The following is a 13,767-nucleotide window of genomic DNA, read 5'->3' as shown; positions in this document are numbered from 1 at the left end:
GTGCCGGGTGTGCGGGGCGGTGGGGTGCCCGAGGGGTTCCCGGCCGTCGAGCGGGCCGGGGCGATGATCGGGCGGGCCGCCCTGACGCGGCCGGTGGTGGTCGTGCTGGACGACGTGCAGTGGGCCGACGAGCTGACCTGCCTGGCGTTACGGCACCTCGTCCCGGAGCTCGCCGGGTCGCCCGCGGTGTGGCTGCTGGGGCGGCGGCCGTTCCCCGCGCAGACCGCGGTGGACGCTCTCATCGCCGAGGGCGCCCGGCGCGTGACGCTGCCGCCGCTCGATCCCGGAGAGGCGGCCGCGTTCTGCGCGCGGCTGCTCGGGGCCGAGCCTGGCCCGTGGGTGCTGGAGCTCGCGCGGGCCGGCGGCGGCAACCCGTTCCTGCTGGAGGAGGTGCGGAACGGGCTGCGAGCGCAGGGCCGGATCTCCGTGACCCGCGGCGTTGCCGAGGTCGAGGGGTCCCAGCTGCCCGCCGGATTCGGCGCGGCCGTCGGACGGCGGCTGCGCGACCTGCCCGCCGAGGCGCGGCGGCTGCTGGAGGCGGGCGCGGTGCTGCGGCGGCCGTTCACCGTGCACGAGGCCGCGGGGCTGCTCGGCGTGCCGCCCGGCGCCCTGCTCGCGCACGTCGAGGCGGCCGTACGGGCCGGCGCGCTGGTCGGGGACGGTGACCGGCTGACGTTCCGGCACGACCTCATCCGGGAGGCGGTCTACGACGGCCTCCCGGCGGCGGTCCGTGCGGCGCTGCACCGCGAGGCGGCCGCCGTGCTGCGGCGCGAGGGCCGGCCGGCGGCCGAGCTGGCCGAGCACCTGCGGCACGGGGCGCGGGCGGGCGACGTGGCGGCGATCCGGGAGTTGCGGGCCGCCGCCGAGGACATGACCGCCGTCGCGCCGTCGGCCGCCGCCGACCTCATGCTGCGGGCTCTGGAACTGGCGGCGCCCGCCGCCCCGGGCACACCCGCCGCGGATGAGCGCCCAGGGCTGGCGGCAAGGGTGGTGCGGCTGCTGGCGTCGGCGGGACGGGTCGCCGAGGCGCGCGAGGTGGCCGACGCGCGTGACGTCACCATCGGGCCTGCCGAGGCGGCAGAGGTGGCGCTCGGGCTGGCGAAGGCGCTCAAGCACGCCGGTGACGACCGCGGCGTCATCCGCCGCCCAGGCGCTCGCCCTGCCCGGTGTGCCGGTGCGGGAGCGGGCTCGGCTGCTGGCCGTACGCGCGCACGCGCTCGTGATGTCCGGCTCGGTCGACGCGGCCGACCGGGCGGCGGACGCGGCGGTGGCCTCCGGAGAGGCGTTCGCGCAGGTGGTGGGGTTGCAGGCGCGTTCGGTCACCGCGCACGTGCAACAGGTGCTGGGCTGGCCGGCGGCGCTCTTCGGCCTGACGACCGCCGTGATGACCGTGGCATCGGTGGCCGGCGCGGTGGCCGGCCAGCGCGTGGTGACCAGACTCGGGGTGCGACCGGTAGCCGCCTTCAGCACACTCCTGCTGGGCGTGGCCTGCCTGATGCTGACGCGGCTTTCGGCCGACGGCTCCGTCCTCCTTCTGCTCATCGCCCTGGTGGTGTTCGGCACAGGGATGGGCATCGCCGCCGTGTGCGCGCAGATCGCGGCTCTGAGCGGCGTCGCCGAACGGGACTCGGGCGTGGCCGCCGGACTCAGCGACACCTCCTTCGCCATCGGCACCGCGCTCGGCGTGGCCATCTGCTCCACCGTCACCATCAGCGGTGGAGCCATCGACGGCCCGACCGCGCCAGGTCTCGCCTCCGCGTACCACACCGCGTTCACCGCCGCGGCGCTCTTCGCCGCGGCGGGCCTGCTCATCGCCCTGACCCTGCTCGGCAACCGCGCCGGCCGTGCGCATTCGCCGGGCCATCACCCCGACTCCCCCGACTCCGCTGGCTCCCTCGACGACCAGCCTGCACGCGCCGTCCCTTCACGCAGCATGCGTTGACTACGACCTGCTCCCCAGTGTTGGGACGGCGGCGACCGGTCGTTCCGGCTCCGCCGCGGCGATCGTGCCGTACGCGGCGGCCACGCGCTCGCGCAGGTCGGCGGGCAGCCGGGCCGCGGCCTCGCGGATCGGCTCCCCCGTCTCGGACACCAGCGCGGCGACCAGATCCCAGCCGGGCACGCCCCCGTGCGTTCCCACCTGGCCCGGCCGGCTGCCTCGGCTCTTCCGCCAGCCGGCCGGCCAGGTCACGGCGCGACTCCACGGGGCGGCAGCAGCCCGCCGGCTCAGGTCGCTCAGCCCGTCCAGGAACATCACCAGGTCCTCGTCGTCGCCCGCCACGATGCGGTCCAGAACCTCCGGCCAGGGATTCACACGGCCACCTCGGTGCACCGACACGTAACGCCGTCCTGCTGAGTGAGACCAGGGCAGGCATGCTGGTGTGATGGCGATACATTCGCTGCCCACGCAGCCACAGGCGGAGCCGTACGAGATGATCGCCCGCCTGTCACCGCCGCACCTGCGTCCGTACGTGCTGGGATGGGCCGGCTTTCGCACCCGGGAGAGAGTGCCCGCCGACCCCAGCCGGATGTTGCCGCTCAACGCGGCCACCCTGATCATCGACTTCACCGGCATGGGCCCGATCGTCACCGGTCCCCGTGCCACCGCCACCTTCTCGGCCCACACGCCGTGGCGTCACGGGATCGCGGTCGGGCTCACCCCCGCCGGGATGTCGGCGCTGACGGGGACGCCCATACGCGAGGTGGCCGGCACGGCCGTGCGGCTGGAGCACCTCCTCGGCAACCGTGCCGAGGAGCTGACCAGCCGGCTGATCGCGTCGGCGAGCTGGGCGGAGCGCTTCCGCCTGCTGGAGGAGCGGCTGACGGCGTGGCTGCGCCCCGACGCCGGCCCCGACGGCCTGATCATGCACGCCTGGCGGCGCCTTCAGGAGCCGGCCGGCCCGCCCACCATCGGGGCGCTCGCCGGTGAGCTGGGCGTCAGCCGTCGTTATGTCGAGCTCGGATTCCGCCGGGTGGTGGGCTTGTCGCCCAAGACGGTAGCCCGCATCGCCCGGTTCCAGCGGACGGTGGACACGTGGAGGCGGCCATCGGCCACCCTGCACGAGGCCGTCGCCTGCGGTTACGCCGACCAGCCGCACCTCACCCGGGAGATCCGGGCGATGGCGCAGATGACACCGAAGCAGCTGTTCGCATTCGTTCAATACACCGATCGGCTCGCCGGTTAGCGTGACCTTCCGCTCCGGACCGAACGAGTGCCGGGGAGAGGAAGGGGCAACACGTCATGGCAGGCGTTCTCGCGGCCGATCCCACCCTCGCCGACTTCGGCAAGGACCCGCTGTGGATCACCATCGTCAAGGCCGTGATGCTGTTCCTCTTCCTGGCACTCGGAGTCGTGTTCGGGGTCTGGTTCGAGCGCAAACTGATCTCGCGGATGCAGCACCGTCACGGCCCCAACCGGGCGGGCAGGTTCGGGTTGCTTCAGTCGGTGGCCGACGCGATCAAGATGGGCCTGAAGGAGGACATCTTCCCGCGGACCGTCGATCGGGTGTTGTACCTGCTGGCGCCTGTGATCATGGTGGTGCCGGCGTTCCTGGCGTTCTCGATCGTGCCGTTCGCGCCGATGGTCGACCTGTTCGGTGTGCGGACGCCGCTGCAGCTGGTGGACCTGCCGGTGGCGGTGTTGTTCATGCTGGCGATGGGCGCGGTGTCGGTGTACGGCGTGGTGCTGGCCGGGTGGTCGTCGCGGTCGCCGTACGCGCTGCTGGGCGGTCTGCGGTCGGCGGCTCAGGTGGTCTCCTACGAGATCGCGATGGGCCTGTCGTTCGTGGCGATCTTCCTGTTCGCCGGGACGCTCTCGACGTCGGAGATCGTCAAGGCACAGGGCGACATGTGGTTCGCGGTACTGCTGATCCCCTCGTTCCTCATCTACGTGATCTGCATGTTCGGTGAGGCCGCGCGCATCCCGTTCGACCTGCCCGAGGGTGAGGGCGAGCTGGTCGGCGGGTTCCAGACCGAGTACTCCTCGTCGCTGAAGTTCGCGCTGATCATGATGGGCGAGTACCTGCACACCTTCACCGCCTCGGGCATCGCCGTGACGTTGTTCCTGGGTGGCTGGCGGGCGCCGTTCCCGATCACGTACTTCTGGGAGGCCGCGAACACGGGCTGGTGGCCGGGGTTGTGGTTCTTCATCAAGTTCGTCCTGACCTTCAGCTTCATCGTGTGGGTGCGGGCCTCGCTGCCTCGCGTGCGGTACGACCAGCTGATGTCGCTGGGCTGGAAGGTGCTGATCCCGGTCAACCTGGCCTGGATCCTGCTCGTGGCGGCGGTGCGCAACGTGGTCGTCGACGAGGGCAACAAGACGGTCGGCATCGCGCTCGGCGCGGTGATCGCGATCGGTGCGCTGGCCGTCTGGATGCGGTTCGACACCGTCGACCAGCGGCGCAAGGAGGCCAGGAAGGCACAGGTGGACGCCGAGTTCGAGGAACTGTGCAACGAGCCGACGGCCGGCGGCTTCCCTGTGCCGCCGCTCGACCTGCCGCACTACCACGGCGTTACCCGGCCGTGAGCGCCGCGATCCGCCGCCGGATCTGATCTGCCGGGGCCGACGTGCTCCACAAGGCCGCACGGGCTACAGGGCTGGGCCGGTCGGCGCGGCCCGCCAGGCGCTCTCGTTCGCCGGCCCTGCGGCAGTCAAGTCTGCACACTCACGACCCACGCATGACAGTCCGCCGGACCGGGCCCGCCGGCAACCCGGCGCGAGGCCTGCGCCCCCACGCCAGTTCGACGCCAAGGTTGCGGGTGATGGCCACGATGGTTGCCGTCATGACGCCTTGTGTCTTGTGCGGGCGAACCGGCTGCGTTCGTGCACGTACGTGCTGGGAGGGGTCGGCTACGGGGACGCCTGGATCACGGATCCACACAGGCGGTTTCACCCCGACGCGGCCTGTTCTGGTGTCCCAGCCGGGACAGCGTCGCGCGCTCGTCTTCGGCTGACGACCGGCTATGTACGCGACGCGCGCCGATCGGTGGAAGTCACTGGCGGAGGTGGGGCAGGAGGGCTTCGACGTCGGCGGGCGGCAGGTGGAGGGCGAGCTCGGTGGTGAGCCGGCGGGTCAGGTCGGGGGCGGTCGTGAAGGTGTGGTCCTGGAGTCGGATTCGGGCGTCGGCCGTCGTGCGCTGAACCAGCACGTGGCGGGTGAACGGCGAGTGGGGGTTGCGGGAGACGTAGAAGTTCGCCACCTCGAAGTCGCTCGGGAAGTGCGGCTCATCGGGCCGGAACGCGTACAGCTCCGTCTCGCCCGCGTGCAGGACCCAGAAGCCGTCGTCGCGGCCGAGCCGCCACCGCCAGGGCCCCGACTCCAGGGTCGCGCCGTCCTCGAACGGCATGGGCGCGACCAGCCCGTCCCCGCCGAAACCGACGTCCGCCAGCCAGGTGCGGCCGTCCGCCTGGACGGTGAGCGTGGCGTGCGAGCGGGGCAGGTGGCGGCGGCCGAGGCGGATGCGGGCCAGGTGGCGCGTCACGGTGAAGCCGAGCCGTTCCAGCGCGGCGGCGAACAGCAGGTTGTGCTCGTGGCAGTAGCCGCCGCGCCCGCCGGTCACGAGCTTGTCCTGCAGGCTGCCCAGGTCGAGGAGGATCTCCCTGCCGAGGATCACGTCCAGGTTCTCGAACGGGATGGCGCGCACGTGCGCCAGGTGCACGGCGCGCAGGGTACGCGCGTCGGGGGTGCGCGGCCCGCCGTAGCCGATCCGGGTGAGATAGGCGTCGAGGTCCAGCTTGTCGATGTCCCACATGTCGATGTCCCACATGTCGACGTCCCACATGGGGTCAACCCTGGCCGGTACGGCGGGCCGCGCGCATCACGCGTTCACGGGATTAGCCGACAGAACCAGACGGATGGCGAAATTTCGGTATCCGGCGCGTTCGAAGGCCCGCGCCATCGGCACGTTGCCCGCGTCCGTGTCGGCCACGATCCGCTGCACCCCGCGCGCGGCGTGGCAGCGGGTGATCTCGCCGAGCAGGTCGTCGACGTAACCGTGGCCGCGCCGCTCCGGCACGACCCCGAGGTAGCCCACGACGGGCCCGCCGTCGTTGGCGGACGGCAGGGCCACGCCGACCAGGTTCCCGTCCCCGTCGTACGCCAGCCGCCACCAGGCCCGGTCCCCCCGCATGGAACGGTAGTCGCGCACGTCCTGCCTGGCCTGTTCCGTCGGGTCGGTGGTGAGGAGGGCCTGGCGGGTGTGGAAGTCGAGCGTCCCGGCCGCCACCCGGCGGAAGGCCGCCACGAACGCCTCGTCGTCGTCATCCCCACGGAACTCCAGCCGCCGCGACGGCTCGGGGACGGGCCCGTCGTCGGCCGTCCAGGCGTAACGCAGGCGTTCGAGCTCCTCGGTGAGCCCGGCGCGGCCGGCGGCCTCCCACCGCCAGGCCACGGCGGCGCCGGCCGTGGGGTCGTCGCGCCAGCCGTTCGTGACGAAGACGTGGTACTCGGGCGCCTCGCCGTATGCGGCGTGGGCGCGTCTCAGAAGTTCGGCGGCCAATTCGACGCGGTCGGCGGCCGAGGGGTGGACGTACAGGCAGTCCAGCGCGAGCGGACGGTCGCCGTCCGGGAAGCCCCACCAGACGGCGCGGGCGAGAATCTCGCTGCTCCGCTCGTCCTCGGCCAGCCAGATGCGGTCGAGACGGTAGTTGCCGCTGTCCAGGTACGACAGCAGCCGGCCGGGATGGGCCCAGCTGATCGATTCGTCGACGACGCAGCCGAGCAGGCGGTCTAGGTCGTCCTTGACGGCAGTACGGAAACGCATGCTTCCTCCGAGAAGCAGAAGCGGGCGCGGCGAGCGCCCGGGAACGAGCGGTACATCACAGCGCCTCCTTTCTTCCGACTTTTCGGTTTCAGCAGCACTTTAGCTGAAATCTCGCGACAGGATGGGCGGGTGAGCTCCTACGACGACTACACGCTGCCCCTGCAGCCACCGGTCCGGTTGCCCGACGAGGCCACGCTCGCGGCGGCCGTGCGCGCCGCCCCTCTCGCCGCCGAGCTGAAACCGGAGGGCGACGACGCCGCCGTGCTGGCCGCCTGGACGCAGCACTGCCGCGAACGGCTCGCCGCCGACGAAGGACTGCTGCTCGAACTGATCAGGATGTACCTGTCGCGGGAACCGCTCAAGGAGGCGGCGCCCGAGACGCTCACGGGCCTCGGCCTGGTGCGCCAGGAGGAGCCGTACACGCTGAGCTGGCTCGGCCTGTGGGCGGCGCGTCTGATCATCGCCGAGACCACCGGACAGGACATCCCGGTCATGGGCTCCTTCGCCGACGCCGACGCGGCGACCCTGCTGCACGCCCTGCGCTCCTACCCGCGGACCGAGCGCGCCGAGGAGCTGGAGGGGTGGCTGAGGGGCCGCGAGCGGGCCGCGGCGGCGTTCGAGATCGCCTCGGTGATCGGCGAGGTGAGCCCGCTCAGCCGCGCGGTCGGCGTGGAGCTGCTGGCCTCCAGCCTCGGCGACGAGGGGCGGCTGGCGGTGTCCGGGTTGATCGGCGAGCCCCGGCTGGGCGCCGTGATCGCCGCCAGGATCGGGCGGGAGGACCGCCGGCCTGCCCCGGAGGAGCTCGCCTGGGTGCTGGTGGACATGGCGGCGGCGCTGCTGGAGTTCGGGGGCGAGACCGGCGAGGTGATCGAGTCGGTCGCCATGGGGATGGACGCCGAGGAGCAGGCCGGGACGATCGCCATCCTCGCGTTCGGCGACCATCCGTGGACGGCGGGGGTGCTGCGCGTCTTCATCGACCACCACCCCGACGAACGGGTCGCCTCCGCCGCCCGCAAGGCCCTGCGCCGCCTGCACGGACTGGCGGACCTGCGCGCCTGATGCGGCACGATCGCCCGGCGGTAGAGTCGGAGTGATGACGAATCATGTGATCTCCCCTCAGACCGGGATGCTCGGCGACGCGTACGCCTGCGCCTGCGGAGCCGTGCTGGCCGAGCGGATGACGGCGGAGGTGCACGCCGCGGAGAACGGCCTCTGCTCGGTCTGCCTCGGCTCGACCGAGGAGGATCTCGCTCCGGGCCTGCGGCGGCCGTGCTCCTCCTGCGCCGGGACGGGCCGGCGCGGGGAACAGGTCACCTGGCAGCTCGCGCACGCCGAGGCCGAGCACCTGATCACGATGACCATGGTGCGCGGCGTCGTGGAGCGCTTCGACGGCCCGTTCCGCCTGTCGGAGATCGCCGACACGGTCAGGGACGGGCTCGGTCTGCCCCCGGGGCGGTTGCCGGTGGGGCCGCGGGTGCGGGACCTGTTGCTGCAGTTGCAGGCCGTGGGTGAGATCACCATGTTGTCGGCCCCGGACGAGATGGTCGGCACGGACATGGTGATCTACCGCGACCCGCAGTGGCAGCGCGCCCACACCCTCGGCCTCTGACCGGACGCGCCGCACGGATCTCCGAAGGCACGGGCCCCCGAAGGCACGGATCTCCGGAAGCACGGGCCTCCGAGAGCGCGGCTCTAGCCGGCCCGGCAGATGATCTCGCCGTGCAGGAGGGAGAGCCAGCCGTCCTCGGCGGCGGTCCACTCCAGCCAGCCCTCCGAGATGCGCCGCAGGTCCGCCTCCGTGGCGGCGCCGGTCGCCAGGGCCTGCTCGGCCATGGCCGAGCTCAGCACGCGCTCGGCCCACATGCCGCCCCACCAGGCGCGGTCCTGCGGGGTGGCGAAGCACCAGGTGGATGAGGTGGCGGTGACGTCGGTGAAACCCGCCGCGCGAGCCCAGGAGAGCAGCCGCCGCCCGGCGTCCGGCTCGCCGCCGTTGCCCCGCGCGACCCTCTGGTAGAGCGCCATCCATTCGTCCAGCGCGGGCAGCCGCGGATACCACGCGAAGGCCCCGTAGTCGCTGTCGCGCACGGCCACGTATCCGCCGGGCCTGGTCACGCGGCCCATCTCGCGCAGCGCCCGCACCGGGTCGCCGACGTGCTGGAGCACCTGGTGGGCGTGGACGACGCAGAATGTGTCGTCGGGGAAGTCCAGCGCGTGCACGTCGGTCACGGCGAAGTCGACGTTGTCCAGTCCGCGGGCGGCGATCTCGGCCCTGGCCAGGCCGAGTGCGTCCTCGCTCACCTCGGACGCCGTGACGTGGCCGACCCGGGCCGCCAGGCCGGCGGTGATCGTGCCGGGCCCGCTGCCGACGTCGAGCAGCTTCATGTGCGGTTTCAGGTGCGGCAGCAGGTACGCGGCCGAGTTCTCGGCGGTGCGCCAGCGATGCGAGCGCAGCACGGACTCGTGGTGGCCGTGCGTGTAGACGGCGTCCATCGGCAAACCCCTTCGCTTCATTCCGATCACGCCACCCTAACTACATCTCACCATATAAGAAACAATGTCTTGATATATGAGACATGCCGGATCATCCGCCCTCCGCTCGTACACTTGTCGCGTCGACATGGAGGGAGAGTCGTGGGAGAGGTCCGGCCGATCGTGCACGTGGGCGACCCGGTGCTGCACAACCCGTGCGACCCGGTCACCCGCTTCGACGACGAGCTTGCGGCGCTGGTCGACGACATGTTCGCGAGCATGTACGCCGCGGAGGGCGTGGGCCTGGCCGCCAACCAGATCGGCGTGCCGCTGCGCGTGTTCGTCTACGACTGCCCCGACGACGACGGCGAGCGGCACCAGGGCGTGGTGGTCAACCCCGAGCTGGAGCTGCCCGGGCTGGGCGAGCGGCGGCTCGACACCGGCGACGAGGGCTGCCTGTCGGTCCCCGGCCAGTACGCGCCGCTCCCCCGGCCCGACCGCGCCACCGTGCGCGGCTTCGACGCCGCCGGTCAGCCGGTCACGGTCGAGGGCACCGGGCTGCTCGCGCGCTGCCTGCAGCACGAGACCGACCACCTCGACGGTCACCTCTACATCGACCGGCTGCCGGCCAAGCGCCGCAAGCAGCTGCTGGCCGCGTACCGGGAAACGCTCTCCACTAAAGCGGACATTTCACCGCTATAGTGGAGGACATGGACGGCGAAGGGGTGCTATCCAGCGGGCTGTCCATGGCCGAGCTGGGCATGCGGATCCGCGGCGAGCGGCGGGCGCGCGGGCTGTCCATCGAACGGCTGGCCGAGCTCAGCGGCATCAGCCGCAGCATGGTCTCCGAGGTCGAGCGGGGCGCCAAGACACCGACCGTGCTCGTGCTCGACCGGCTGGCCACGGCGCTGGGCACGTCCGTCTCCCGGCTGCTGGACGAGCCCGCGCACGAGGCGGTGCGGGTGCTGCGTCACGCCGAGCAGCGGGTGCTGCGCGACCCGTCCGGCTGGGAGCGGCGCGTGTTGTCGCCGGTGCTGGCCGACGTGGAGTTCGAATTCATGCGCACGACCATCGGCCCGGGCGTGGACGCGGGCGAGTTCGCGCCGCACGCGCCGGGGTCGCGGGAGTACCTCGCCGTCGAGCGCGGCAGCCTGCGGCTGACGATCAACGGCAGGCCGTACGCCCTGGCGGCCGGCGACTCGGCGTACTACCCGGGTGACTGCCGCCACTCCTTCGCCAACGACGGCACCACCGACTGCGTCTACTACCTGGCCATGGAGCTGGGCGGGGTCGGGCAGCACGACATATGGAAGGACACGCCCGATGGATGAGCTGCGCCTGGCCGGAGCCAAGGCGGCCGAGATCATGGCCGACCACCTCGCGGGCGTCGCCGACCGGCCGGTCTGGCGGCCGGTGCCCGGTGACGAGCTCGCCTGGCTGACCGGGCAGGACCTGCCCGAGGAGGGCCGCCCGCTCGACGCGCTGCTGGAGGACGCGCGTGAGCACGTGCTGCCGTACCCGATGGGCAACGGGCACCCGCGGTTCTTCGGCTGGGTGAACTCGCCGCCCAACCCGGCGGGCGTCGTCGTGGAGCCGCTGGCCGCGGCGTTCAACCCGAGCTGCGCGGGCGGCGACCACGCCGGGCCGCATCTGGAGCGGGCGGTGGTGCGCTGGCTGGCCGAGCTGGTGGGCTTCCCGCACCCGCCCGGCGGGGGGCTGCTGACCAGCGGGGCGTCGATGGCGACCGTGATCTGCCTGGCCACCGCCCGGCAGCGGGCGGCGCTCGCCGACGGATGGGACGCCCGCGAGGAGGGGCTGTCCGGCCGCCCGGCCATGGTCATGTACGTCACCGAGGAGGGCCACAGCTGCCTGCACAAGGCGGCCCAGCTGCTCGGCCTGGGCGCGCGCAACGTGCGGACGGTGCCGGTGGACGCGGCGTACCGGATGGACGTGGCGGCGCTGCGGGCCATGGTGGCCGAGGACCTGGCGGCCGGGCTGCGGCCGTTCTGCGTGGCGGGCAGCGCGGGCACCGTCAACTCCGGCGCGGTGGACCCGCTGGACGAGATCGCCGACGTCGCGGCCGAGCACGGGCTGTGGTTCCACGTCGACGGCGCCTACGGCGCGCTCGGCATCCTGGCCGACGGCGCGGCGCCGCACTACGCGGGGCTGGAGCGGGCCGACTCGCTGGCCCTCGACCCGCACAAGTGGCTCGGCGTGCCCGTGGGGTGCGGCTGCGCGCTGCTGCGCGACCCGTCGGCGGCGCGGGCGGCCTTCAGCCTGGTGCCGTCGTACCTGGTGGACGAGAACGCCGGTGACCTGGGGTGGTTCGCCGAGTACGGGCCGGAGCAGACCCGCCCGTTCCGGGCGCTGAAGACGTGGGCCACCATGTCGTACCTGGGCCGGTCGGGCATCACGCGCCTGGTGAACCACACGACATGGCTGGCGCGCCGGCTGGCCGAGCTGGTGGAGGAGGCCGGCGACTTCGAGCTGCTGGCGCCGGTCACCACCTCGATCACGGCCTTCCGTCACACGCCGGGATCCGGCGACCTGGACGCGCTCAACCGGGCCCTGCCGGTGGCGGTGCAGCGGCGCGGCAACGCCTTCATCACCGGCACGCGGCTGAGCGGACGCGACGCGCTGCGGGCCTGCTTCCTGCACCCGGACACCACCGAGCAGGACCTGGTCGTGCTGCTCGACGAGATCAGGCTGGCGGCCAAGCGGCTCTGACACCGGATGCGGGCCGCGTCGTGATTCGCCCATCGACCCGGGTAGAGGGTGCGCTGACCGATCTACCAGGAGGATCTCATGGCGAAGACCGTCGCAGATGTGATGACGTCGCACCCGGCGTGCATCGAGGGCGATCAGCCGGTGTCCGTCGCGGCGGCGCTGATGCGCGACAACGACACCGGAGCGATCATCGTCAACGACAACGGTCGCATGCAGGGCATCGTGACCGACCGCGACATCACGGTGCGCGTCATCGCCGACGACCGCGGCCCGGACACGCCGGTGCGTGAGGCGTGCAGCCCGTCGATCGAGGCCGTCGGCCCCGACACGAGCATCGACCAGGCCGTGCAGCTCATGCGCTCGCACGCCGTGCGCCGCCTGCCGGTGGTCGAGGACGGCCGCGCGATCGGCATCGTGAGCCTGGGCGACCTGGCCGTCGAGCGCGACCCGAGCTCGGCGCTCGCCGACATCTCGGCCGCCGAGGGCAACCGGTAACGTGGCCGTGTGGTCACCGTCGAGGACGTACGCCAGTTCGCGCTCACGCTCCCGCGCACGTCGGAGCACCTCATCCGCGACCGGGTGAAGTTCCGTGTCGGCAGGATCGTCTACGTGGCGTTCTCGCGCGACGAGACGCTGATGGGCTTCGGCTTCCCGAAGGAGGAGCGGGCGGCGCTGGTGGCGGCCGAGCCGGAGAAGTTTCTCCTGCCACGCGAGTCGGACCTGCGGTTCAACTGGGTCGTGGCACGGCCGGCCGCCATCGACGCCGCCGAGATGCGCGAGCTGGTGCTCGACGCCTGGCGCATGTGCGTGCCCAAGAAGGTCCGCCTGGAGCACGAGCGCGCCGCCCTGCCCTAGGCGAGGTCGGCGTCGGCCGTCGCCCTGCGCCAGGCAGTGCTCCCCGGCGCGGGCCGGGGAGCACTGCCACGGCCTCTAGCTCAGCCGGTCGACGCCGAGGCCGCTGATGATGAGGCGTTCCTTGCGGTTGCCGAGCAGGCGGGCCGTCCAGTCGACGAAGCCGCCGTCGCCCACCTCCAGGCCCTTGCCGTAGACCTTGAAGCAGAGGCCCTTGTAGTAGCCGCGCCCGCCGCTGCGCCCGGGGTCCGGGGCTGCGTCGAGCTCCGCCGCCACCCGCTCGAAACGCTCGTCCAGAACGGTGACGCGCGCCTGCGGGTCGGCCTGCCCGCAGGCGCGTACGGCGGCGGTCATGATGGCCAGGTGCTCGGCCGCGTGCTCGCGCTCGAACGCCAGGTCGCCGGTGTCGCGCCCGGCGGTGACCAGGGCGAACAGGGTGAAGTGGGCGTAGGAGGCGGCGCCTTCGACCTGCTGGGCGCGGACGACGCGCTGCACGGCGGCCAGGCGCACCGGGCGGGAGGGGTCGGCACGGCGGCGCACCGCGGCCTCCAGGGCGAGGGCGTTGGTGGGGTCGGCGGCCACCTCGCTGTTCCTGATGGTGGTGACCACGTTGTTCTGGTCGACCGGGCCGAGCACGGCGTGGGTGCCGAGCGGCGCGACCGGCGCCGGCGTGATCACCTCGACGTCGTCCGGCAGCACGGACAGCACCGCGTCCTCGGCGCGCCGGAGCCGGGCGAACGGGATCGGCGCGGGGACGACGAAGCGGTCGTGACCGTAGCGGCGCAGCACGTCGGCCGGCGACAGGTGGCGCGAGCGGCGGCGCATCACCTCCAGCAGCAGCGTCGTGAGGTCGGCGCCGGACAGCCGTTCGGCCAGGACCTCGAGGACGCCGGGGCCGCCTGCCTGCCGTAGCACCCGGGACAGAGGGGTTGATCGCTTGTCCATTCCCCACGACTA

The 13,767-nt window shown here is 72.7% G+C and carries 16 protein-coding genes; 10 read left to right on the top strand and 6 right to left on the bottom strand.

Annotated elements, in window-relative coordinates; genetic code table 11:
* Nucleotides 1-147: 147 nt before the first annotated feature.
* On the bottom strand, nt 148-1,116 hold the full coding sequence (locus E1286_RS27250; protein WP_165969935.1) for a hypothetical protein: 969 nt from the start codon (nt 1,114-1,116) through the stop codon (nt 148-150).
* A 4-nt stretch (nt 1,117-1,120) separates the two neighbouring features.
* Between E1286_RS27250 and E1286_RS27245 the strand changes: the two genes are divergently transcribed.
* Nucleotides 1,121-1,942, top strand: coding sequence for an MFS transporter (locus E1286_RS27245; protein ID WP_165969934.1), 822 nt, complete (start codon nt 1,121-1,123; stop codon nt 1,940-1,942).
* Here the strand turns inward: E1286_RS27245 and E1286_RS27240 are convergent, their stop codons facing one another.
* Entirely contained in the window at nt 1,943-2,314 is a 372-nt protein-coding gene (locus E1286_RS27240; RefSeq protein WP_132616834.1) for a hypothetical protein, read from the bottom strand.
* Between the two features lie 70 nt (nt 2,315-2,384).
* Here E1286_RS27240 and E1286_RS27235 point away from each other — a divergent pair, with 70 nt between their 5' ends.
* Both E1286_RS27235 and nuoH read left to right on the top strand, forming a co-directional pair.
* Entirely contained in the window at nt 2,385-3,185 is an 801-nt protein-coding gene (locus E1286_RS27235; protein ID WP_132616832.1) for a helix-turn-helix transcriptional regulator, read from the top strand.
* Between the two features lie 56 nt (nt 3,186-3,241).
* Nucleotides 3,242-4,525, top strand: a complete 1,284-nt coding sequence (gene nuoH / locus E1286_RS27230; RefSeq protein ID WP_132616830.1) for an NADH-quinone oxidoreductase subunit NuoH — start codon at nt 3,242-3,244, stop codon at nt 4,523-4,525.
* Between the two features lie 467 nt (nt 4,526-4,992).
* Here the strand turns inward: nuoH and E1286_RS27225 are convergent, their stop codons facing one another.
* Both E1286_RS27225 and E1286_RS27220 read right to left on the bottom strand, forming a co-directional pair.
* A complete protein-coding gene (locus E1286_RS27225) occupies nt 4,993-5,781 on the bottom strand; it encodes an arylamine N-acetyltransferase family protein (RefSeq protein WP_132616828.1) in 789 nt (262 codons plus the stop codon).
* A gap of 36 nt (nt 5,782-5,817) precedes the next feature.
* On the bottom strand, nt 5,818-6,762 hold the full coding sequence (locus tag E1286_RS27220) for a GNAT family N-acetyltransferase (RefSeq protein ID WP_132616826.1): 945 nt from the start codon (nt 6,760-6,762) through the stop codon (nt 5,818-5,820).
* A gap of 129 nt (nt 6,763-6,891) precedes the next feature.
* Between E1286_RS27220 and E1286_RS27215 the strand changes: the two genes are divergently transcribed.
* Both E1286_RS27215 and E1286_RS27210 read left to right on the top strand, forming a co-directional pair.
* The gene (locus tag E1286_RS27215; protein WP_132616824.1) at nt 6,892-7,821 is read left to right on the top strand and encodes a hypothetical protein; all 930 of its coding nucleotides are present in this window, start codon (nt 6,892-6,894) and stop codon (nt 7,819-7,821) included.
* Between the two features lie 34 nt (nt 7,822-7,855).
* The gene (locus tag E1286_RS27210; RefSeq protein ID WP_132616822.1) at nt 7,856-8,371 is read left to right on the top strand and encodes a hypothetical protein; all 516 of its coding nucleotides are present in this window, start codon (nt 7,856-7,858) and stop codon (nt 8,369-8,371) included.
* Nucleotides 8,372-8,454: 83 nt separating this feature from the next.
* Here the strand turns inward: E1286_RS27210 and E1286_RS27205 are convergent, their stop codons facing one another.
* Nucleotides 8,455-9,252, bottom strand: a complete 798-nt coding sequence (locus E1286_RS27205) for a class I SAM-dependent methyltransferase (RefSeq protein WP_132616820.1) — start codon at nt 9,250-9,252, stop codon at nt 8,455-8,457.
* A gap of 141 nt (nt 9,253-9,393) precedes the next feature.
* Between E1286_RS27205 and def the strand changes: the two genes are divergently transcribed.
* The 5 genes from def to E1286_RS27180 all read left to right on the top strand — a co-directional run bounded on the left by def (nt 9,394) and on the right by E1286_RS27180 (nt 12,813).
* A complete protein-coding gene (gene def, locus E1286_RS27200) occupies nt 9,394-9,933 on the top strand; it encodes a peptide deformylase (RefSeq protein WP_187368230.1) in 540 nt (179 codons plus the stop codon).
* Between the two features lie 8 nt (nt 9,934-9,941).
* Nucleotides 9,942-10,562 carry a helix-turn-helix domain-containing protein gene (locus tag E1286_RS27195; protein WP_187368229.1) on the top strand — a complete coding sequence of 207 codons (621 nt, stop codon included), beginning with the start codon at nt 9,942-9,944 and terminating at the stop codon, nt 10,560-10,562.
* On the top strand, nt 10,555-11,958 hold the full coding sequence (locus E1286_RS27190; protein ID WP_132616818.1) for a pyridoxal phosphate-dependent decarboxylase family protein: 1,404 nt from the start codon (nt 10,555-10,557) through the stop codon (nt 11,956-11,958). Before E1286_RS27195 ends, E1286_RS27190 begins: the two co-directional genes overlap by 8 nt.
* A 78-nt stretch (nt 11,959-12,036) precedes the next feature.
* The gene (locus tag E1286_RS27185) at nt 12,037-12,453 is read left to right on the top strand and encodes a CBS domain-containing protein (RefSeq protein WP_132616816.1); all 417 of its coding nucleotides are present in this window, start codon (nt 12,037-12,039) and stop codon (nt 12,451-12,453) included.
* Between the two features lie 9 nt (nt 12,454-12,462).
* Nucleotides 12,463-12,813, top strand: coding sequence for an MmcQ/YjbR family DNA-binding protein (locus E1286_RS27180; RefSeq protein WP_132616814.1), 351 nt, complete (start codon nt 12,463-12,465; stop codon nt 12,811-12,813).
* Nucleotides 12,814-12,888: 75 nt separating this feature from the next.
* Here E1286_RS27180 and E1286_RS27175 read toward each other — a convergent pair whose 3' ends face one another.
* On the bottom strand, nt 12,889-13,755 hold the full coding sequence (locus tag E1286_RS27175) for a hypothetical protein (protein ID WP_132616812.1): 867 nt from the start codon (nt 13,753-13,755) through the stop codon (nt 12,889-12,891).
* Nucleotides 13,756-13,767 lie beyond the last annotated feature (12 nt).

Source organism: Nonomuraea terrae, from assembly GCF_004348995.1.
GTDB lineage: Bacteria > Actinomycetota > Actinomycetes > Streptosporangiales > Streptosporangiaceae > Nonomuraea > Nonomuraea terrae.
The sequence above is the reverse complement of the archived record's forward strand: the minus strand, read 5'-3'. Positions and strand labels throughout refer to the sequence as shown.